This window comes from Desulfonatronum parangueonense (genome assembly GCF_054656975.1).
This window is the reverse complement of record NZ_BAAHXH010000003.1, coordinates 2,650,525-2,671,798: the sequence shown is the minus strand read 5'-3', so window position 1 is coordinate 2,671,798 and position 21,274 is coordinate 2,650,525. Positions and strand designations below refer to the sequence as shown.

Here is a 21,274-nt window from a genome sequence, read left to right as displayed (position 1 = left end):
GGACGCAACAATCCCTCGGCTGCCGTGCGCCGATCCGAGACTTCGAACAATTTCAGGTTTTTGCCCTATGCCCAGGCGTAGCTGTGATGCAGGCCGTTCAGCCAAGAATACGACACCAGCTTGCGGCCAGCAAAGCCTTGCGGCAGAATTTCACTCGGGCATTTCTCTTGAGCACGTGACTTCACCGGAGGGAAGCCAGCCTTGGCCATATGGGGCCGAGCCGTATTGTTGTACACCTTGAAATCGTTCAGCAGCCGATTGAGATGCGTCTCGCCCAGAGGAATAATGTAGTCCAACAAGTCTTCTTGAAGCGTTCGATTGAAACGCTCCACGATCCCGTTCTGCCACGGACATTTGTAGTCGATCCGCCGAACCTTGACGCCCATGTTTGGAAGAGTTTGGTTGACCACAGGCACGAAGATGCTGTCCCGGTCCACCACCATGAACTTCGGGGCCGTGTCGAACGGAAAGGCTTCCCGTAACTGCTGGGCAACCCATTCCGCCGTTGGATGGTAGGTTGCAGCCATCCAGATCAACTCGCGTGTGCCATGGTTGATGATGTTCAAAATATACATCGGCTTACAGCAGATATTGAATACCTGCTTGAAATCCATGCCGCACGTGAAATGACAATGCAGGAAGGTTCCCCAGCCTGGGTCTTGCTGGCGCTTGGGCGGCTTCCCTGGCGGATCCGACTTGTAGCCTGCTTTCTTCAGGATTTTCCTGACAGTATTTGGGTGGATCGATTTATTCAACTGACTTTTGATTATATTGCGATTCTGCGTGGAGAATAGCCAGGATCTTCCTTCTTGAGGCAAAGCACCAGGTTCTTGATATCTTCCGGCACTTCTGGCCTGCCACGCTTGGCGATTGGCTTTGCCGACTTTCGTGCCCAGATCAAAGCTTGGCGTTTTTTCCACCAACTGACCAAGGTATTGGGCCTGATCTGGATGAACTGCGTCAAACGAGATGATATTCTGTGCAGGAAGGCAAGGATCAGTTTCTGAAAACCAGAGAGCGCGGGACGTATTTTCGACAGCTTCACGTTCCACGGCGGCTTGGTTTTCTTGGCGTTCTGGTTCGAAAATAGACGGTTCGTGAAGCCAGCCAGAGCAATCCGCATGGCATACTTCTCATATTTCAACCGAACACGCGCAGCCACGTCCATCCGATACCGCCGAGAATGGCACAAGCCAGCAAAATAGCCGCACAGAAATACCACTACCCAGACAATAGACTCCACAGATGCTCCGGAAGGTCAGGTTGATCTTGAAACGCGGTCTTGCGTTGCCCAAAATGCTGGCCTAGTAGCTCGTTTCAATAATATATTTACATTTTGAAGTTTTTCGGCTATCTCTGAATCGAAATCAAAAAGGAGGTAGTCATGGCCAGAAAAACCTGCCTTCCAAAAGTCAACATGACTGAGGAGCATCGCAAAAAACTTGAATCCATCTGTCACCGCCGGTCTGCACCGGACCCTTGCCTGCCGGTTTCCAATCGAACCCACCTTCCAGCATTCTGCTACATATCTTTTTTTATTTTGTGCTTGGTTGATATTCGATTTTATGGATATGATTCACAGGAATTTGCAACAATTTTCTTGCATTGATGATATTTCACCTGAATTGCGCTTTCGCAGTGATTTTTAATGCACTATGAAGGTCAACAACCAGGCCCGGTGTTGTCTGTAGCCAGGTACAGCGAGATCGCAATCTGGCCACGTCTTGTTCGACCTGTGCATTGCAGGGATAAGGTTGAATGCGGGTGGATAACGTAAAAAAAGGGTCAGGCTTTCGATGGAAAGCCTGACCCTTTTTCGAAGACGGATGAGAGTATTGCTTACTCGATTCTAGTCGGGATTTTAGGGGCGTGTGGGCCGTGAGTGCGATAGCTTACGGCTGGGTGGATGTGCAGGATTTCGGCGCGGTGGAAGAGTCTATCGACCACGGCGTTGATCACGGAGGGGTTTCCCAGGGCCGTGCCCCAGTCTTCGATGCTGAGGTAGGAGGTCACGACTAGGCAGGCCTTGTCCTGGCATGCGTTGACCAAGTCCAGGAACAGGCTGGGATATTCGTGCTTGGTGCGGATATAACTGACGTCGTCGAGGATTAGAAGGTCCAGTTTGGACAATCCGACCAGGAGTTCGTCGGTGGAGTCGTCGGCCAGACTGGCATAAAGCTGGGCCAGGATTTCCTGCAACCTGGCGAACCTGACCTTGATGCCGAGTTCACAAGCCTTGATGCCGAGAGCCGCAGCGATATGGGTTTTGCCGCACCCGGAAGCGCCGAGGATCAGCAAGGGGCTTTTGTCGCGCACAAAGGCGAGCTGGCGCAAGTTTTTGAGGTGCTCGACATTGAGCCCAGGCTGGAAGTTCCAGTCGAAGTTTTCAAAGGTCATGTGCCTGGGAAAGCAGGCCTTGTCGATGCGGCGCTGCACGGCACGTTGCCGCCTTCCGGTGATCTGAGCGTCCAGCAGGTGGCTGATGAACTCCAAATGGCCTTGCCTTTCCTGCACGGCGTGGTGCAGGCTGGCCACCAGGGACTCAGCCATATCCTTGAGCAGGAGGGTTTTCAGATCCTTTTGGACTTTCTCAAGCAGGATTTGGTCCATCCTGTACCTCCTGGCCTTGAATCAGTTTGTCGTAACGCCCCAGGTCATGCTGTTGTACGGCCTGGGCCTTGAGCCATTGGCGGACGTTGTCGGGCATGGCCGCGGCTTGCCCAGACCGCAACTTTTGGCCACTAATGACGCGTAACACGGTTTGCGCGTCGTAGGCGCCGTACTTGGCAGCGTAGTTGAGGGCGCCGAGTACGACCTCTTGGCCGTGGCGGTCGGCGAGCTTGAGGATGCGCTGCATGTGATAGCCGGCAGCTCCTTTTTTTTCGTTGAGCAGCCCCTGGTAGTACATCCTGGCCGTTTCTCCCAGGCGCAGGAAAGCCTGCTCCAGGAGATGCTTTTGCCCGGACATGCTCTTGTAGCGCTGTTGATGCTCGGGCAGGATCTGTCTTTGATCCTGGCCCGTTGCATAGACATGCCGGCATTGCATTTGGTTGTGCAGCCAGATTTCCAGATGCTCCTTGTAGAGGCGGACCTGGACATGCTCGCCGATGAGGCTTGGGTCCGTGCTGTAGCGGTTGCGGTCCACTGCGATGCAGAAATCGGCGTGGACCAGGCGCTGGACTTCCTTGTAGACTTGGTCGGACAGGTTGCGGGACAGGGGCTTGAGAAACGACCGTTCCCGTTCCAGGCGGGCCATGGGTTTTTCCCTGAGCGTACCGTGGATGCGGACGTTGGCTTTGCTCGTCCTCCAGTGATCCATGCGCTGGTTGAGGTCTTCCAAATCCCTGAACTCCCTGCCTTTGAGGAAGTTGTTCTCGATGTAGTGGAAGGGGCGTTCCACCATGCCGTGGCGCTCTTTTTTGCCCGGTGGCAGGATGACGATCTTGAACCCGTACTCCTGGGCAAAGCGTTCGAAGCTCAGATTGATCTCAACCTTTCCCGGCCCGACATGCCTTCCCACCGTGGTCATGTTGTCGTAGGTCATGATTTCAGGCACGGCCCCCAGTTCCTGGAAAGCCTGCTCGTGCAGGGCGATGACGCTCTCCAGGGTCTGGTCCAGAAAGATGCGGGTGAAGATCCACCGGCTGAAGCACAAAACGATGGAGCCCGTCTGTACGCTCAGAACGCGACCGCCCATGGCGACCTTATGCTCGCTCCAGTCCATCTGGCCCTCGTGTCCCGGCGGATGGTCGATGGGCGCTGTGGCTCTTTTGCGGGGCTTGGGCCGGACCTTGCGCAGATACTCCTTGAGGATGGAGTATCCGCCTTTGTAGCCGAGTTCCTGAATCTCCTCCAGGATGCGCACCCCGGAAAGATCTTTCTCCCGGGCCAGATACTCGATCTTGCTTTTGAACGGAGTCAGCTTGCCGTTCCTGAACGAGGCCTTTTTGACGGCGTGTGCCGGCGAGCTGCTTCTTTTGAGCTCGCGCCGCACGGCATTGCGGCTGACCCCGGTCTGTTTTGCCGTGGCGCGTAACGAGCCCGTTTCCTGAAAGACTCGGCGCACCATGGTTCTTTGTTCTTCACTGATGCGGCTCATGTTTCCTCCAGTATCGTGTTGAGGGTTTGTAGGGATTTTTTGACCAGTTCCAGGGCAGACCGGCAGTGTTCCTGGTGAGCAAGGTTTTTTTCCAAGGATGCGAATATCTTCCAGAGACGGTTCAAGACTTTTTGCACGCTCTGCTGTTCTTGATGCACAGCAAGGGCCTGCCTGGGATCGTGGAGCAGGTATTTTTTGAGTTCCTGGTCTTTGGCCTTGGACCACAGATCAACCAGAGTCCGGACCTCGCCGACGTTGAGCCGATGGCCCTGAATGGCCGCGGAGAAGTCCGGCTGGTTGCAGGTGTGCAACCGCGCCAGATGCACACCGGACCCTGGGGGCAGCAGTTCCAGCTGGATGTCCTTGATGATCTCCGGCCCCAGGGAATTGATGAACAGCAGCCGCCGACTGACCCAGCTCTTGTGTCTGTCCAGGAGTGAGGCGGCCTCGGTCTGGCTCAATCCGTCGACCTCCACCAGTTCCTTGACCAGCAGGGCCTCCTGGACAAGGCTTGGGGATCTTCCGAGATTCAAGAGCAAGGTCATGGCCTTGGCCCGCACTAGGTCCGCATCAATGGTCATGGCCTCGATGCGGTCACGTCCCAGAGCCTGGGACGCGGCATACCGCTTGAAGCCGTCCACCAGCACCTTGTCCGCGACAATGGCCGGAGTCAGTTGCCCTTGCTTCCTAAGGGCGTCGGTCATGCGCCCAACCGCGACCTGAGGCGGCCTGCGCAAGGGAAGCAGGCGCATGTCGATCTGGTCCAGAGACAGGGAAAAGCTTTTCATCTGCCCTGAACCGCCTGCCGGATGCGCCGAGCCCCGGCTAGGTTCTTCGCGTACTGTTCTTCCTGAATGGACACATGACGAGACTCTCGACCCACCGGTTTCACCGGCAAGGAGAGGATCTGGAACAGGCGTCCGTCAAAGGCCAGCAGATCCTTGTCGATTAGCCCGTCCCTGGCTTGAATGTACTCATCCAGGTTCAGCCCCGTGATGGCGAGGATTTTCTCGTAGCTGTAGTACGACAGGCCTTTGTCGTTCGCGACGAGGATCAGAAAAAAATACAAAACCAGCTCCTGCACGGACAGCTTCTGCCAGAAGCCGTCGCGCAGGAAACGATGCTGGATGAAGGCAAAGCTGCCTTGAATGCTCCGCTGACGCTGCGCATTGATCACTCTCTTTTCCACCATGGTCCCCTCCTGTGGTTTTCAGGACGCATCCTGCCGCCCCTGACCCAAAACCCCTTCACTATCTCTCCGGCAGCACCGCAAAATCGGCAACGATGCGGGAGATAGCCCGCCCTCGGTCCGCTGTTTTCGGTTCCCGGACCAAGGTTGCAAGGGAGATTAACGCAACCGCCCAAAGGTGGTGAACCTTGATCATCCATGCCTTTTGATTTTTTTTTCAACCGGCGACGTCTCTCGCCAAGACAGTGCTGCGCCTTACCCTTGCGCGTCTTGCGGTATCGCCTCTGATAACGATTGAGCGATTCGCGCCTGGCCTCGGATCGGCAACGTGCGCAGCAAAAGGCCTGCCCTCGCCAGCAAGACCGGCAAACGCAAAATTTCACCCGACAACGTCGGCATGGTACAGTGATGAGCGGGACGATGGTGACGACCTCCGGCCTTGCAAGGAAACGACAGCCGGAGTATCAAAGGAAGTGGAAAGTGTGGGCTGCCGTCATCAGCGGTTGACCACGACGAAGGCTCGGAGGGTTCAGACTCCGAGCCTTTTTTATGCCTCACCATGTGTGCGGCGAAGTCAGATGGTCAGGGGCAAGCAACCCGAACCGTCATATCAACCGGAAGAAAAACAGGAAGTAAATCGAGTGTGTTTGCACACACAAGAGAAAAAAGAAGATACGGAAGAAAAAAAAGGAAGGAAATACACAAGCACCACTTCCGCCACACCAGGATTTCATACAAACTGACTCACATGGGTCCGGTCTGGGGTGGCGGTGTCACGCCATGTCCAGAATGGAGATGGAAAAGGCAATCAGGCACAGAACGGCCATGAAGATGAACGTTCCGGCCGCGGCGACCAGCGTCTGGGGCGGAATCCCCGGGTCAACAAGCCGGGCGCCGCCGTGAATGATGAGCATGTAGAGCAGAAAACACAGGGCGTAGCCGGCCAGGATCAGGAACCACGGCTTGCGGTAGGTCTGCCAGAAGAACAGCATCTGGCCCATCAGGGCCAGCATGATGCCGCAGTACAGCCCCAGGATCATCAATTCCCGCTGCGATTTGCGGGCAAAGGCGGCCTCGGAGGAGGCGATCCAGTCCGCCTCCATCAAGCCTCTGGTGTCCAGGCGGGCGAGAATGGTCCGGGATTCCCCAGGGGCCAGGGTGACGGGCATGTTGGACAGGCGGTGGATGGTGTCCCGTCGCGGATCCCTCGGCTCGAAAAAGCCCAGCTCCCGTTGTTCCAGGAGTTCGTCTTCGGCCAGGACGAACACGGTCAGGTGCGCGAGCAGCGGCCGCTGGTTGTACAGGATGACCGTCCTGGGCAGCGGGCTGGAATTGACCACCTCCACCCGGGTCCAGATTGGATGCCGGAGATACCCCAGCCGGGGCAAGGTCAACGGCTGCCAGCCCTCGACGGCCAAGGCGGTTTGCCAGGTCAGGTTGGATTCGGAATCCGGCAGGTAGTCCATCATGCCAAGCAAAGGGGCCTTCTCCTCCAGACTGGCCAGGTCAAAGCCGCCGGATGCTCCCAGGGCCGTGCCCCGAGCCATGACAATGACAAGGAAAACTGTTGCGGCAATGGCCATGAAGCGGGCCCCGGAAAAGGTTCCAAGACTCCCCAGGCAGTACGGCGGACGGACAAAGAGCGGTAGCAGGGCGTTGCAGGGAGGCGCGGACCGTTCAATCATGCCGATTCTTCGTCCGCTTGCGGCATCATGTAGCCCAAATCACGGGTGCAGTGCACGACTTCATGGCCAATCTTGGCCCGCAGTCGACTGACCAGGTTGCGCAAAGCCTCCAGGCTGAACTCCTCGCCGGGAGACATTTCCAGGCAAATCCGATAGGGCTCCACGAAACTGCCCCGGCGGCGCGCCAGGTAGTTAAGGAATTGTCGCTCCTTGGCCGTCAATTGCACGGGGTGGCCTTGGACCAGGGCAATGCCGGTGGCTGGGTTGAGAACAACGCCTCCGGCCAGCCGCACCTCCAGCCGATCCCGGTTGCGCATCTCCTTCACGCACTGGATCAGCGCCTCCTGCAAGGCGTCCAGTTCCACCGGCTTGATCAGATAGTCCATCAGTCGCAATTGCACGGCCTGGCGCATCAAGGCCGGTTCCGCGTGGCCGGTCAGGATCAGCACGGGCAGGTCCGGGTCGGTCTCTCGGATCAGAGCTGCCACTTCCAGGCCGCTCGGCCCGGGCATGGTGATGTCCAGGATGGCCAAATGGATGGTCTGGGCCTCGAACAGGGCGAGGGCCTGGCTGCCGTCACCGGCTTCCAGCACCTGCCTGAAGAACATGCGCAAGGTTCGAGCCAGCGAAGCCCGCGCTTGCGCATCATCCTCGGCCAGGAGAACGGTCATCTCGCGCAAGAGGAAAAGGTGGTCGGCGTTCATGGAAAAACCCGCAAACTCATCCTTGCCTGACAACATCACCCGGCTTGACGCACTACACGAACATGGTACTTGTTGCCACGAAGTTGCCACATAGTCCCGCCTGAAAAATGTACGGCAAGTGCATGGTTCTCCTCCAGATCGAAAACAGTAGATGACCAATACCATCAGGTTTTACCGTCATCATATGCTTGCACGGTGAATCGTACAGGTCCAGCAATTCCTGCCTGTCCGGCAGGCGCCACCCGGTGTGCCCGTCCGGCGCAAGCCAGAGGCAGTCATGTTGGTTCGATCAGTCTTGGGTTTGTCCGACCATGTCATTTTATCAGACAAGTCTCGTGTCGTCGTCCGTCACAGTCCCATTTTTATTGTCCATGCAACGCTGGGCGAAAGCCGTGCCGGACATGACCAGCCCGACAATACAGAGCGTCAATGTGAAGTCCACGATTTTCGTGTATGTTTGATGCCGCGGTGCATGGTCGTTTTTTCCTGTTTGAGTGCGGTCCAGATGATATCAATCACCATTGCTTGACGCTTGCAAATTCACCATGATCTTCAATTGCGGCCCAGCCATATACATGACATACGCTTTGCTTTGAACATTGGCCTGCTCCATGTCCTGATCGCGGTATGCCGTAGATAAACAAAGGCATTTCACGGAATTGACCATCGATACAACATGAACGCCCAAAAACACAAGTGGTCTCTCTTACACCATATTCAATGCCACAGTCTGCTTCCTGCCCGGACTTGACCGCCGTCATTCACCTGGACCGTCTTCGGGCCAACATGGCAATGGTCCGCGCCCGGGTCCCGGCTCATGTTCAGCTGATGGGCGTGATCAAATGCGACGCGTACGGCCACGGCGCGATCCCCGTCGCCCGGGCGCTCAAGCAGTGCGGGGTCGAACAGCTGGTGGTCGGCTCGATCACGGAAGGCATTGTCCTGCGTCAAGCCGGTCTATCCGGCCCGATCCTCGTACTCAGCGACCCCCTGTACCCGGATTTGCACGACGCATTGACCCATGACCTGACCCTGACCGTGCCGGATGAGGAGTTCGCGGCCCGGCTGGCCGGCTTGCGGTCTTGTCCCGGCCGGGTCGTCACGGTGCACCTCAAGGTGGATACCGGCCTGTTCCGGTTCGGGGTGGATCCGGGCCGAGCCGGACAGGTGATGGCCGACCTCGCCAAAATGCCCCATGTGCGGGTCGATGGCGTATACAGCCATCTGTCCTCCACCTTTCATGACGACGCGGCGAGCAACGCCGCCACCCGTTGCCAGATCATCATCTTCGCCATGTTCTGCGAATACCTGGAGGAACAGGGCCTTTTGCCGCCGATGGTCCATCTTGGCAGCTCCACCGGCCTGCTGGGATTTCCCGACGAACTTTGTTCCGGCCGATTCAACGCCCTGCGGGTGGGCACGCTGTTCTACGGCTTCCTGGAGCGGCCCAACACCTGGACGGACCGCCTCCGGCCCATTGCCGAGCTGACCACGCGGATCTTGCAGGTCCGCTCGGTCCAAGCCGGCGTCCATGTCGGGTATCACCGCGCCCACCGGATGGCCCATGACGGACGGATAGCGGTGATCCACGGCGGCTACGCCCAGGGCCTGCACGGCGATCTGGCCGGGAATTTCCAGCCCCTGGTTCAGGGTCGGCCCGCCATGATGATCGGCAAACCGGCCCTGGCCCAATCCCTGCTTGACGTCAGCCATGCACCCCGGGTTAAACCCGGCGACGAAGTGCTCCTGGCCGGAGAAGCGGTGAACATGCACGCCGTCGGCCAGGCCCTGGGCCGGTCCACCTGGGAGCTGCTCACCCCGATGCTCCAGGCCGCCCGTAAAGTCTATCCACGGTCCTGAACAAGCCATGCGCGACACCCAGAAAATCACCCTCATCGCGATCTTGATTCTGCTCCTTTCCCAGGCCTTCATGGTCGTGCTGGTGGCCAATTCCTTCGAAAAGATTCACGTGGCCTCGGAGCTGGCCCGGTACGTCGTGCCCCAGAAGGATTTCAAGCGCCAGGTGGAGGGCGCGTTGCGCTTCGGCAAGCCCCTGGACAACCTGCTGGGCATGGACAAGCTCATCGCCCGGGCCGCGGAGAATTACGAAGATTTGAAGAATATCGCGGTCTATGCGGAACACGGTGATTTTCTGTACAGCCTGCGGCCCATTGATCAATTCCCGACGTTTCTGGATTTACCCCCTGGCGAGCAAGGAAAGACCATTTCCCTGGCCGATCCACTGCTGGATGTCCGGGAGACGCCGGAAACCTATCAGATCGCCATGCCGCTGTTCGGACCGGGACAATCCTGGATGGGCGGCGAAAGTCCCGTTGTTTCGGCCGGCACCGTGGTCTTCGTCTTTTCCAGGCAGAACATTCGCGATGGCGTGCGTCTGTTTTGGCAACAGCGTCTGCTTTACGGACTGGCCATCTCCGCCGTCGCGGCCCTGGCGCTGTTCCTGCTCCTGCGCCACGTCCGGGAGGCGGATATGACCGCCCTGCGCCGCAAGATTTTCTTCCGCGTGCTGCTGGTTACGATTCTGGCCCAAATCGCTTTTTCCGGGCTGAACGCCCACCAATTCCACCATGACCATGTCCGCGTGCTCACGGAACGGGTTCAGGCCCAACTGGACCTGCTGCGCCAGGAAGTGGAGCGGGTTCTGGCTCGAGGGATCAGCCTGGAACGGGTCAGCCGGATGGACGAATACCTGTTGGAAATACTGGAGAACAACCCAGAGGTGGCGAGGTTGGATCTGCAAGACGCTCAAGGCGCTCCCCTGGCCCAGGCCCAAGTGCAGGCTCATGCCGCCGGGGAAGCGGAAAGACCATCCTTGTTCTTGTCCGCCGCCGACTTGACCATAGTCCTGCCCGTGACGGGACCGGACCCGGATATTCCGGTCGGCAGCCTGCGGGCCACCTTGAACGCGACGGTCCTGCATGCGGTGCTTTGGAAAATCCTGGTGGACTCGTTGACCGTGGCCCTGATCGCCTCGCTGTTCATCGTGGAGCAGCTGTATTTTCTGATCAGCCGGATCAAGGCGCGTCCAGAGGAAAACCAACCGCTCAACACGGACCGGGAGAACCTGGACACCCTGCTTCTGGCCCGATTCGCGGCCTTCGCGTTCCTGTTCGCCTTTGCGCTGCCCGTCTCCTTCGTGCCGCTGCAAATGCGCGAGCTGTACACTCCGATGTGGGGTCTACCCATGGACCTGGTACTCGGGCTGCCAATTTCCCTGGAGATGCTTTGCGCCCTGCTGGCCTCCCTGCTTGCCGGGGCCGCAGCGGACAAACGGGGCTGGCGGCCGCCGTTTCTGGCCGGGGTGCTGGTCACGGCCGCTGGGCTCTTCTTCTGTTCCCAGGCCGGCAACGGCCTGCAGTATATTCTGGCCCGCGGGGTCTGCGGCCTGGGTTACGGCCTGTCCTGGATGTCCCTGCAAACCTTTCTCTTCACCCAATCCACCCCCTCCACCCGGGCCCAGGGCAGTTCCCATTTCGTGGCCGGAATTTTTTCCGGACATATCTGCGGTACGGCTCTGGGCGGAATGCTGGCTGAACGGGTGGGTTTCAGCACGGTTTTTCTGGTCGGGGCGATACTGATGGCCTGCTCGCTGATCCTCTTTTTCCTGTTCATGCGCCGGATTCCGGTCCAGGTCGCAAAAGGCCCCGCGGTTCTGGTCGAACCGCGCGCCCTGCTGCGCTACCTGACCAATCGGAACACCTTTGCCCTGATTTTTTGCTGCGTCATCCCGTTTTCCATTTGCCAGGTGGGGCTGCTGTTCTTCGCCACGCCGCTGTACCTGGACCAACTGGGCGTGAACCAATCGGACATTGGCCGGGTGTTGATGATTTACGGTCTGTCCGTGGTGTATCTGGCCCCGCAGATCAGCAAGATCGTGGACCGCCAGGAGCGGAAAACGCCGTTCATCGTCGCGGGCGGCCTGGTGGGGGGGCTTGGGCTGGCCCTGCTCTACACGCACCAGGGCTTCACGGCGGTGATGGCGGCCATTTTCCTGCTCGGCGTGGCCAGCAGCATCGGCTCCTCGGCCCAGACCGCCTTTGCCCTCAAGTCGCGCGCCACCCAGGAGCTGGGGCCGGGCAAGGCCATGGCCATCCAACGGGCCATGGACAAGCTGGGGCAGATGCTTGGTCCGATCCTGCTGGGTCTGCTCATGTCCGGCGTCAGCATTGCCCAGGGGCTCGTGGTCCTGGGCCTGGGCTACATGGTGCTGTCCGGACTGTTTCTGTTGCTGGCCCGGGAGCGGGGGGCCGACGGATGACGAACAAAAAGGGTGACTCCATGGCCGCCATGGGCACTGACCAATTCAGCCTGGGCGTGGAGCTGGAAATGCCCACGGCCAGTGCCGCCAGCGGCGCGACCCATCCGGTGCGCGGCTATTTCGCCAACCTGTCCCAAATTCTCGCGGAACAGGGCCTGACCACGCGGCTTCTGCAAAACAGCGGGCGGGAATACGGCCTGCGCAGTCAGCGCGGTTTGCACTCCGTGGACAACGGCTTCAACAACCTGGAAAGTTCCCTGGGCCCGGTGGCCGGCGGTGCAAACAGCCTCTTCGACCTAGCCGCGATGATTCGCCAGGAAATCCGGGACGTCAGCGCGGCCCTGGACCGGGAAGGGGCCATGCTGGTGAATTTCAGCGAGCATCCCGCCGTTTCGGTGGACGAGGACTTCTACTTCGCGCACCGGGCGCCCAAGGCCATCTACGACTACCAGATCCTGCACCGCGGCTGGAACCACATGTCCGGGTTCGACGCCAAGGCCCAGAACAGCCCCAGCACCGGGATTGAGTTCAGCCGGGCCGTCAGCGGCCTGAACTGCCTGCTGGCCCTGGCCCCGGCCTTCATTGCCCTGTATGCCAACAGCCCCTTCGAGGCCGGCGCTCTCGCTCCGAACAAGGAAAACAGGCTGACCATCTGGCCGCGCCAGCTGGACTGCTCCCGGATGCCCGGCGATTGCAAGCTGCACCGCGCTCCCAGGCAGCCGTTCCGGAATCTGGCCGACTATCTGACGTGGATGTTCGGCCCGGACACCCAGATGTGGTTCGCCGAGAACCATGGCCAGGGCAAAAGCATCAGCCAAATCCTGCTCGCGCCCGGCGATCCGCCCCTCTTGGACTTTTTGCGCGGCGGCCCACGCTGGGCCGCGCCCTATGGACCGGGAAACCCCAAGATCGTGGCGCCCTCCATCCGCCACCTGGAAGACCATCAGTTCGCCCAGTACAGCGACTGCCGGTTGCGTTACGCTTTTGCCGATCCACCGCCGGACCTGGAGCGCTTCCTGGCCCTGCTCGAGGAACAACCGGACCGGTTGGAAGCCTTTTTTCAGGACCACGCGGCGTTCTGCTACCTGGAAGGGCGAGCCGCCGGGGCCACCTTCGCGGACCAGGAACTGCTGGACCTGGCCGGAGAGGAGGTCGGCGCCTCGGCCACAGTATCGCCCAGTGCGCTGCAATATGGATTGTTGCGGGATTTGGACCGGACTAGGCGATTGGTGGCCGGTCATGCCTGGTCGGATTGGATCAGCCTGCGGGAGCAGGCCGTGCGGAGTGCCCTGGACGGCGAGTCTGGCGGGGTCACGCTGCGCCGAGTCTGTGCCGCTGTCCTGGACATCGCCGGCAATGCCTTGGCCGCGGACCAGGCCTGGACCCTGGCCTACCCGCTCTGGGTGCTGCGGACCGGAAAAACCGGAGCGGACCGAGCCCTGGCCCGCTTTGCGCAATCCAGCGGCCCACCGGAGCAACGCCTGCGCGAACTGATTCTCGCCCGCCGGGTGATTCCGGTCTGAAAACCGTCCCTCCGCGTCGCTTCGCCCTAATCCCCGCCAACCGGTTCGATCCGGTCGTAGATCTCGTCCGCCGCGGCCAGAATGTCGAAGGGCGGGTCAAAGCCGATCATTCCCGCCGTGGACAGATTGATGGCGATCTTGGGGGGTGCGTTCCAGCGTTGCGGCAGGTCGCGGGGCGTGGCGCCGTTGAAAATCTGGGCCATGGTTACGGCATGGAATCGGCCGACATAGGCGAATCCGGCCTGGGCAATGCTCAGCAGGACACCATGCCTGACAAACTCCGAACCGGCCATGGCGAACGTGGCCACGTTATATTCCAGGAGAGAAGGCAGCAGGTTGGGCAGATTGTGCAGGCCTTCACCCCGGTGGACCGTGATGTACATGGCCTCCACCTGGGGGGCCAACTCCTCGTAGCAGGCCTGAACTTCGGAGGAGGCCTGTTCCAGACTGACGTTGTTGTTGTTGGCGAAACAGTGGTGCAAGGTCAAGCCGCGTTCCTGGGCCACCAATTCGGCCTCGTCCAGGGCCGCGAAGGTTCGGCCTTCAACGCTGTCTTCGTAGACCAGCCCCAAACTGGTGAAGCCGATGATGTCGTGGAACAGACGCAACTGCAGGGCGTAGCGTTCCGGTTCGACCTTGGCGTGGAGATGATCAAAGCCGGAATCGTCCATGCTCTTGATGATCCCCGAGCCCAGCGGATTGCTGGTGGAGGCGACCACCGTGGCCGTGGCGTGTTGATCATTGGCCAGATCCAGTCCGGCCCAGGTGCCCATGGCCAGGATCAAATCCAGATCCTTGTCCTGTTGTAGCCGGCCGAGCAATTCGGCTTTGGTGGCCTGGCGCAGGTCTGCATCAAACCCGGAAGTGTAAAAGGCGTCCTTGACGAACTCAAGGTAGTCGGACTGGAGGTTGTCCGCCGCCCACTCCCAGGTCTGCCGATGATCCGGGTTATACTCCGTTGGCAGCGCCGCGGGCTTGATCCAGCCCAAATCCATCAATCCGGCGACGATCTTCAGAAAAATCACTTCATAATCCGGAAATGAACCTCCCTCCAGATAGCCGATCCGCCACTTTTGCCCGTCATTGTCCCGAGGCGCGATGGACGTGTTCTGGGCCCAGGACAAGGACGTCATAAGGCAGATCATGCCAATGCAAACCAGAATTCTACGCGTCAATCGCATGTGCCAACCTCCGGAAAATGTAGTTGATAATGAAAGAGGGCGGGACGAACGGATTGTCGGCCGGCTGTCGTTCCGATCGGATGCTTTGGATCAGATGTCCTGGGTCAGTTTCGTGGACTGATACCTGGAATGTGAGGTCGAATCAAGAAGTGCCTTTACATCGCTGTATTCTTCGTGCCCGTCGTGGTCAAACAGAATTGTCTGGATGGTTGCCACTACGGCGACACTTCCATTTCCTCGCCTGGTCAGGTTTAATTTGCCACGGTGGTCATCACCGGCGGGATCCGCTGACGAATGTCATCAGTCGGCGTAGATCCGGAACAAGTCCCCCGGTGCGCCGGCAAAGAAAACGAAGTGGCCTGCCGGAACATAAACGGGACCGGAATCCACCACGCTGTCATACAGCGTGTCCGCAAGGCTGGCTGGCGGCACGTTCTTCTATTCAACCAACTTGAATGTCCTTCCTCATGAAAGACTGATTCTCGCTTTCAGTTTGTCACGCCCGTTTCCGGCGCAAAATACTCGGCCACATTCATTCCGCCGCTCTCTCCGACACTGGCTCCGGTGTTCACCATGCCCAGTGGAGTGAAAATGCGATGCGCCAAAAATTCAAGATACGACAGACCCGAAACACGCTCCACGATCATTTCAGCCAGGGTGAACCCGTCGTTGCAGTAGATGGACATGGCGCCGGGAGCATGCTTCAGGCGACTCAGCCGCATGGTTTCCAGCAGGATGTGATGCATGTGGGAGTCCGGCTCATATCCGAAGTAAAACGATGAGCCCGGCAGGCCGGAGGAGTGGTTAAAGAGCATCCGCACGGTGATGTCCCGATAGCGCTCATCCTGCATGACGAACTCGGGAATGTACGTCGTGACCCTTTCGTCCAAGATCACCTTGCCCTCGTCCACCAGCAACAGGATGGCCACGGCCGCGAACATCTTGCTCGTGGAACCGATGTTGAAGCGGGTGTTCGCGTCCACGGGCCGGTTCGTGGAACGATCGGCCACGCCGAATCCCTCGGAATAAACAATTCGTCCCTGATCCATGATGGCAATGGTCGCTCCGCTGCCCATGCCCGTGTTGTTAGCAGTACCAATTCGAGTCGGCAACGACGATTTACCGCTCAGGCGTCCACAGATACTGACTGATGGTGCAGTATTCCTGAAATCCCAATTGCCGATAAACATTGAGCCCCATCTTGGAGGTGTGCAGAATCCCGATCCGGACACCCGCGTCCAGGGCCTCGCGCAACAGGGCCAGGGTGATCAGAGCGCCAATGCCTTGCCGGCGCGCCTCCGGGAGGGTGACGACATTGTACACGCCGGCCGCGCCCGCTCCCAGATACACCGATCCGGCGGCCACCGGCTCGCCATGCAGACGACCGAGATAGTGGTGAAGCGGCGGTCGCCGGCCGAAGCTGCTTCGCTCGAAGAGATCCATCAGGGCATTCGTCGCAAACTCAGGCATGCCGAAACCCACGGCAAACGGATGTCGCCACTGCCGCAGGGCCTCGACGTCGTTGACCTTCTCCAGAGTGAAGCCGGATGGCATCGGGAGGTCTCCAGGCAGGGCCCGCAAGTCCATGGCCATCCCGGGCACGTCCTCCTGGCGGGCGAAACCATGGGCTTCCAGAACCTCCCCCAGATTCGCCGGTCGCGTGGCCGGTCCGGTCCACCACAGCAGGGGCACGTTCCTGGCCCTGCCGCGGGCCATTGCCGCCGCAATGGCCCCATCCACGTCTTCAGAAGGCAGATTGGCCCGAAGGATGCTGTTGCACAGCGGGAAAGGTATACTGGTCAGCGACCAGAGCAGATCCGGACCGTCATGGACCTCGGCATGGGGCAAAAGGCCGAACAGCGGCAGAAAAGCGAACAGATTGTTTTCAATGGCCGTCACGAAAGACGGCGCGGAGATGTCTTGCGGAAGATCATTCATCTCGGTTCTCCCTCAAATGAGGTCCGGTTGAACAGATTTCGATGCACATGAGATTCCAGGGAGTGGAAGGCTGTTCAGCTCCCTGCTGAACAGCCGGTCCGTACGGTCAGGACTCGTCGCTACTGCACAACGAAATCAAAATAGGTGTCCGGAAACGGTTCGTCGGCCAAAGTGAAATGCCACCATTCCTTGTCGTAGTACTTGAAGCCGTGCTTTTCCATGAGGGTCTTGAGCAGCAGGCGGTTGAGGCGTTGCCGGGTGTTCAGGTTGGGATTTTCCGTGTGGGAGAGTTCATGGAAGCAGTCAAAGCCCGTGCCCATGTCGATACTGTTGTCCGGGAAGCGCTGGTTCGCGGGCAGAAAGCATTCTCTCTGCCCCGTCCGGCCCAGGATGAACGGGGGCTGGTCCGCGGGCGGCAATTCCACGATGGTCAGGTCCACGGTGCTGCCCCGGCTGTGTCCGGATCTTTCGGCAATGTAGCCGTCCCGGAACAGGTTTCTTTTGTCCACTGTTGGATAGAATTCCGTCCTGGTAGCCGTATCGTCAACGTCATTGGCCCAGCGCACAAAATGGTCCACCGCCCGCTGGGGCCGGAAGCAGTCGTAAATCTTGATCCCAAAGCCGAACGGCGCGAGATCCGCCTGCACCCCGGCCAGGGCCAGGGCCGCCTCACGGGTCAGATAGCACTTGGGGGCCTCGTAGCCGTCCACCCGTGCCCCGACAAAATTATGCTCGGTGAAATACCGGATATCCATAACCGCATCCGGCACCACCTCCCTGATTTCCACGAATCCATCCGGCCGCTCCGAAGCGTGAACCCAACCCGTGACAACCACCGCAAGCAGCAGCGTGAGCACTTTCTTCATGACCTTCCCCTCTTAAAATTGTGAGTGACTTGTTTCTGATAACTTATAAATACTTGTAAGTGAGCAATTCTGATTGAACTTGCGCATATCCTGTCGGTCCCCTGAATCGCCTGGGGGACGCCCTGCCGGCGGGGCAAGCCCGTTGTGTGGCGAGAGAATGTTTACTCGGACCGCAGGGCCTGGATAGGGTTGAGAGCCGCGGCTTGGCGGGCCGGGTAGTAGCCGAAGAAGATGCCCACGGCCGCGGACACGCCAACACCCAGGACCAAAGCCCCATGGACCAGCTCGAACTGCCAGCCGGAGTAGTGGGCGATGCCGTAGGAGGCGCCCACGCCGATCAGGATGCCCAGAACCCCGCCCACCAGGGAGAGCAGCACGGACTCGATCAGGAATTGCCACTGGATGTCGCGCTTCTGGGCGCCCAGGGCCCGGCGGATGCCGATTTCCCGGCGGCGTTCGCTGACCGAGACCAGCATCACATTCATCACGCCCACGCCGCCCACGACCAGGGAAATGCTGCCGATGGCTCCGAGAAGCAGGGTGAACATTCGGGACTGGCGTTCCATGTGTTCGATGATCTGCTCCGGGCTGGTCACCCGGATCTGCCTGGGCCGGGGCGGACCGGCAAAGTGGGCCTGGACTTCCACGGTCGCCTGACTGGCCGTGATCCCCGGTTCCAGCCGGGCCATGATCGTGCGAATGTTGTTTTGCGGCGAGATGCGCAAGACCGTGGTCACGGGCAGCATCATCCCCTCGCCGGCTTCATAGGGCCGCATCGCGCCCATGGCCGCCGGGCGCAGAATCCCGGTCACGATCAGTTTGCGGTTGTCGAAGTAGACGTGCTCCCCGACATCAAGGATCATGCCCTGCCCGTGCAGCCGTCTGGCCAGGTTGCCGCCCAGCACGGCGTGGGACATGAGCACGTCCAGATCCGAGATGAACCGGCCCTGGTCCAGCTCCAGCTTGTTCATCTCGAAAAAAGCTTCGGTCACGCCCAGCAGCGGAATGGAAATCCGCTGACCCTCCCGGCGCAGCTCGCCGAAGGCCGAGGCATACGGGGCCACGGCTCGAATGGTGGGCAACAGCTCCGGCAATGCCAGGGCTTCCTCCAGGCTGAAGCTGGGAGGGGTGCTGCCCCGATCTCCCCGGCTCTGCTCCACCTGGATGGTCATGAGGTCCGTGCCCATCTCCATGAACTGGCGCAGGGTTTCGCGCTGGGCCAGGGCCCCGGTGGAAACCAGGGCGATCACCGAGCCGATGCCGATGACAATGCCCAACAGGGCCAGAATGGAACGCTGCTTGGCGGCGATCAGGGACCGGGCGGCTTCCCGAAGGTTGGCCTTGAGCATCATGGCGTGCACCTCGCTGGAGCGGAGCTTTCCACGACGACCCCGTCCTTCATCCGGACCACCCGCCGGCATTGGGCTGCAATGTGCGGATCATGAGTGATCAGGATTGTGGTAATGTTCTGGCTGGCGTTGAGTTCCAGAAACAGGTTCATGATGTCCTGGCCCACCCGGGTGTCCAGAGCGCCGGTGGGTTCGTCGGCCAGAATAATGGACGGCGACCCGGCCAGGGCCCGGGCAATGGCCACCCGCTGCTGCTGGCCGCCGGACAGTTCCGTGGGCTTGTGCCCGGCCCGCTCGGCCATGCCCACCTGTTCCAGCATTTCCCGGGCTATCCCCCGCTGCTCCCGCTCTCCCATGCCCCGGTAGATCAGGGGCAGGCAGACGTTTTCCAGGGCAGTGAGCCGTCCCAGCAGGTTGAACTGCTGAAAGACGAAGCCGATCTTCCGGTTGCGGATGGTGGACAGCTCCCGGTCCGACAGGGACGACGTTTCCCGGCCCTCGATCAGGTAGCGGCCCGAGGTCGGCTGATCCAGGAAGCCGATCACGTTCATCAGGGTGGATTTGCCGCACCCGGACGTGCCCATGATGGATACCAGCTCCCCGGTCCCCACTTCCAGGTCAACCCCCTTGAGCACTTCGACCTGCACCGGTCCCAGGGTGAAGGACTTGCGGATGTTTTCCAGTTTGAACAGGGTCATCCTCACCACCCCGCCAACTGGTCCCCGGCCTGGATGCCGGAGAGGATTTCCACCGCGTTCAAGGTGGTCATTCCTGTCTGAACCTGGCGTTCCTCGATCTGGTCGTTGTCCAGAAGCACCCGGACCAGTGCCTGACCGCGCTGGGTGCGGACGAGGTGCAGGGGCACGAGCAGGGCTTCGGGGTTGTCGTGGACCAGGATCTCCATATCAGCGCTCATGCCCACGCGAACCACTTCCGAGGCTTCCGGAGTCAACTCCGGGATGGTGATCTGGACGTCGAAGGTCGGGGCCTGATGGCCGCTGCCGCCGGTGGCCTGGGCCGAGATATGGGAAACCACTCCGGACAGGGTCACGCCTGGGAAGGCATCTCCCCGGGCCGTCACCTTCTGGCCCACGACGAGTTTGCCGATATCCACCTCGTCCACCTTGGACAGCACCCGCAGCCCGCTCAGATCGCCCAAGGCCAGCAGAGCGGCTCCGGACGCAACCCGCGCCCCCCGGTCCAGGGAGACCTTCTTGTCATCCTCCACCGTGGGCCGGACCACCACGCCGGAGGCCGGGGCCAGGACCCGGGCCTGGGCCAGCTGGTTTTCCAACTCCGCGAGGCGCATCTCGGCGTTGTCCAGTTCCATGCGGGCGATCATCACGTTGTCCGGGTTGGCCTTGTCCCGGGTGGAGGCCAGATCTTCCCGGCTGGCCTCGAGATCCGTGGTCGAGGACTGGACCTGCTGCCTGACTGTGTCCAGTTCGTTGGCCGGAATCAGTCCACGGGAAAAGAGCAGCTCGCTCTCCTCCAGCTTGCGGCGGTCGGTCTCCAGCTTGTTTTCGGCCCGTTCCACGCTGCGCCGGGCCCGTGCCATTTCCTGGCCGTTGTCCCAGTCCCGCAGCTCGGCGTACTTTTGCGCGGCCTTGATCCTGGCTCCCCTGGCATCGCGCAGCTTGGCCTTCAGTTCGCCGGCGTCCAGGACCAGCAGCAGATCCCCCTGACGCACCCGCTGGCCGAAAATGAAGTGGTTTTCCAGAATCCGGGCGTCAAAGGGCGCGGTGACCACGATCTCCTCCACCGGCTGCAGCCGGCCGGACAGGGATATGCTGGCCGACAGGGGCTGGGTGCGCACCGGATGCGCCTGGAGGACCGAAGCCTCGGCGATCGGAGCCTGGGACGTCGTGATTCCGGGCAGGGACTTGAGGGGGCTCAAGCCCTGGAAATGAACAAACCCCAGGCCGACAAAGAAGAGGATCACGGCCAGGGTGGCCAGGATGCGCACCACATGGGCCCTCTTCAGGGCCTGGGTCAGGCGGGTGTTGGATTCTTCCAGATCGGCGTAGGCCCGGGCCAGCTTTTGGTTGTTTTCCCGTTCCTGCTCCTGGAGGGTCTTCAGGATTGTAATATCCGAAAAGACCAGAATTACGCCCCGGGCCTGATCGTCTTCCTCGCCGCGCAGATAGGACGAGGTCAGGGAAAGGGTGACCCGGACCCCGCCGGAACGGACGAAATCAACGGTTTCCCGGCGGCCGACGGCTTTTTCGAAAATCGCGTCCAGCACCACCTGGTTGAACTCGTCGTTGGCCTCGTCCAGGCACAGAAAGACCTCGGCAAAAGTCCGTCCGCGCACCCGGTCCCGGTCCAGGGCGAGGATTTCAGCCGCCGCATGGTTGAACAGGCTGATCCGGCCCTGAAAATCCAGGGCCATCACCCCGTCGCGCATGTTTTCCAGAATATTTTGATGCAAATGGTCCGGGGGGGTCATGTCGGATCCTTA

The 21,274-nt window shown here is 60.1% G+C and carries 20 protein-coding genes; 4 read left to right on the top strand and 16 right to left on the bottom strand.

From position 1 onward, the window contains the following. Window positions 1–65 precede the first annotated feature (65 nt). Together ACYQ15_RS12285 and ACYQ15_RS12280 are read right to left on the bottom strand one after the other, a co-directional pair. Window positions 66–755 carry an integrase core domain-containing protein gene (locus ACYQ15_RS12285; RefSeq protein WP_459937803.1) on the bottom strand — a complete coding sequence of 230 codons (690 nt, stop codon included), beginning with the start codon at window positions 753–755 and terminating at the stop codon, window positions 66–68. Between the two features lie 11 nt (window positions 756–766). Next, window positions 767–1,168: a hypothetical protein gene (locus ACYQ15_RS12280; protein ID WP_459937802.1), complete on the bottom strand. Its 402-nt coding sequence runs from the start codon at window positions 1,166–1,168 to the stop codon at window positions 767–769. Window positions 1,169–1,384: 216 nt separating this feature from the next. On the opposite strand from ACYQ15_RS12280, the gene ACYQ15_RS12275 reads away from it, so the two are divergent. Continuing rightward, the gene (locus tag ACYQ15_RS12275; RefSeq protein WP_459937801.1) at window positions 1,385–1,609 is read left to right on the top strand and encodes a hypothetical protein; all 225 of its coding nucleotides are present in this window, start codon (window positions 1,385–1,387) and stop codon (window positions 1,607–1,609) included. Window positions 1,610–1,839: 230 nt separating this feature from the next. Here ACYQ15_RS12275 and istB read toward each other — a convergent pair whose 3' ends face one another. The 6 genes from istB to ACYQ15_RS12245 all read right to left on the bottom strand — a co-directional run bounded on the left by istB (window position 1,840) and on the right by ACYQ15_RS12245 (window position 7,677). Continuing rightward, a complete protein-coding gene (gene istB, locus ACYQ15_RS12270; protein WP_459937800.1) occupies window positions 1,840–2,610 on the bottom strand; it encodes an IS21-like element helper ATPase IstB in 771 nt (256 codons plus the stop codon). After that, window positions 2,591–4,099 (bottom strand): IS21 family transposase, encoded by a 1,509-nt coding sequence (gene istA / locus ACYQ15_RS12265; protein WP_459937799.1) that lies wholly within the window; start codon window positions 4,097–4,099, stop codon window positions 2,591–2,593. Before istA ends, istB begins: the two co-directional genes overlap by 20 nt. Continuing rightward, window positions 4,096–4,887, bottom strand: a complete 792-nt coding sequence (locus tag ACYQ15_RS12260) for a ParB/RepB/Spo0J family partition protein (RefSeq protein WP_459937798.1) — start codon at window positions 4,885–4,887, stop codon at window positions 4,096–4,098. The genes istA and ACYQ15_RS12260 overlap by 4 nt, the downstream gene beginning before the upstream one ends. Further along, the gene (locus ACYQ15_RS12255; RefSeq protein ID WP_459937797.1) at window positions 4,884–5,291 is read right to left on the bottom strand and encodes a hypothetical protein; all 408 of its coding nucleotides are present in this window, start codon (window positions 5,289–5,291) and stop codon (window positions 4,884–4,886) included. The genes ACYQ15_RS12260 and ACYQ15_RS12255 overlap by 4 nt, the downstream gene beginning before the upstream one ends. A gap of 770 nt (window positions 5,292–6,061) precedes the next feature. Next, window positions 6,062–6,973, bottom strand: coding sequence for a 7TM-DISM domain-containing protein (locus ACYQ15_RS12250; protein WP_459937796.1), 912 nt, complete (start codon window positions 6,971–6,973; stop codon window positions 6,062–6,064). Continuing rightward, entirely contained in the window at window positions 6,970–7,677 is a 708-nt protein-coding gene (locus tag ACYQ15_RS12245; RefSeq protein ID WP_459937795.1) for a response regulator transcription factor, read from the bottom strand. The genes ACYQ15_RS12250 and ACYQ15_RS12245 overlap by 4 nt, the downstream gene beginning before the upstream one ends. Window positions 7,678–8,397: 720 nt before the next feature. Here ACYQ15_RS12245 and alr point away from each other — a divergent pair. The 3 genes from alr to ACYQ15_RS12230 are packed head-to-tail and all read left to right on the top strand — an operon-like array spanning window position 8,398 to window position 13,479. After that, a complete protein-coding gene (gene alr, locus ACYQ15_RS12240) occupies window positions 8,398–9,537 on the top strand; it encodes an alanine racemase (RefSeq protein WP_459937794.1) in 1,140 nt (379 codons plus the stop codon). A gap of 7 nt (window positions 9,538–9,544) precedes the next feature. Further along, window positions 9,545–11,956: an MFS transporter gene (locus ACYQ15_RS12235; protein ID WP_459937793.1), complete on the top strand. Its 2,412-nt coding sequence runs from the start codon at window positions 9,545–9,547 to the stop codon at window positions 11,954–11,956. Then, a complete protein-coding gene (locus ACYQ15_RS12230) occupies window positions 11,953–13,479 on the top strand; it encodes a glutamate-cysteine ligase family protein (protein ID WP_459937792.1) in 1,527 nt (508 codons plus the stop codon). The genes ACYQ15_RS12235 and ACYQ15_RS12230 overlap by 4 nt, the downstream gene beginning before the upstream one ends. Window positions 13,480–13,505: 26 nt before the next feature. Here the strand turns inward: ACYQ15_RS12230 and ACYQ15_RS12225 are convergent, their stop codons facing one another. The 8 genes from ACYQ15_RS12225 to ACYQ15_RS12190 all read right to left on the bottom strand — a co-directional run bounded on the left by ACYQ15_RS12225 (window position 13,506) and on the right by ACYQ15_RS12190 (window position 21,262). After that, on the bottom strand, window positions 13,506–14,660 hold the full coding sequence (locus ACYQ15_RS12225) for an ABC transporter substrate binding protein (protein WP_459937791.1): 1,155 nt from the start codon (window positions 14,658–14,660) through the stop codon (window positions 13,506–13,508). A 300-nt stretch (window positions 14,661–14,960) separates the two neighbouring features. Next, a complete protein-coding gene (locus tag ACYQ15_RS12220) occupies window positions 14,961–15,092 on the bottom strand; it encodes a hypothetical protein (RefSeq protein ID WP_459937790.1) in 132 nt (43 codons plus the stop codon). Between the two features lie 56 nt (window positions 15,093–15,148). Further along, window positions 15,149–15,772: a serine hydrolase domain-containing protein gene (locus tag ACYQ15_RS12215; protein WP_459937789.1), complete on the bottom strand. Its 624-nt coding sequence runs from the start codon at window positions 15,770–15,772 to the stop codon at window positions 15,149–15,151. A gap of 7 nt (window positions 15,773–15,779) precedes the next feature. Next, a complete protein-coding gene (locus tag ACYQ15_RS12210) occupies window positions 15,780–16,598 on the bottom strand; it encodes a GNAT family N-acetyltransferase (RefSeq protein ID WP_459937788.1) in 819 nt (272 codons plus the stop codon). Window positions 16,599–16,717: 119 nt separating this feature from the next. Then, window positions 16,718–17,464, bottom strand: a complete 747-nt coding sequence (locus ACYQ15_RS12205; RefSeq protein ID WP_459937787.1) for a M15 family metallopeptidase — start codon at window positions 17,462–17,464, stop codon at window positions 16,718–16,720. A gap of 161 nt (window positions 17,465–17,625) precedes the next feature. Further along, the gene (locus tag ACYQ15_RS12200; RefSeq protein WP_459937786.1) at window positions 17,626–18,885 is read right to left on the bottom strand and encodes an ABC transporter permease; all 1,260 of its coding nucleotides are present in this window, start codon (window positions 18,883–18,885) and stop codon (window positions 17,626–17,628) included. Next, complete coding sequence (locus tag ACYQ15_RS12195; protein ID WP_459937785.1) at window positions 18,813–19,511, bottom strand: ABC transporter ATP-binding protein; 699 nt, start codon at window positions 19,509–19,511, stop codon at window positions 18,813–18,815. Before ACYQ15_RS12195 ends, ACYQ15_RS12200 begins: the two co-directional genes overlap by 73 nt. A gap of 2 nt (window positions 19,512–19,513) precedes the next feature. Beyond that, on the bottom strand, window positions 19,514–21,262 hold the full coding sequence (locus ACYQ15_RS12190) for a PAS domain-containing protein (protein WP_459937784.1): 1,749 nt from the start codon (window positions 21,260–21,262) through the stop codon (window positions 19,514–19,516). Window positions 21,263–21,274: the final 12 nt, after the last annotated feature.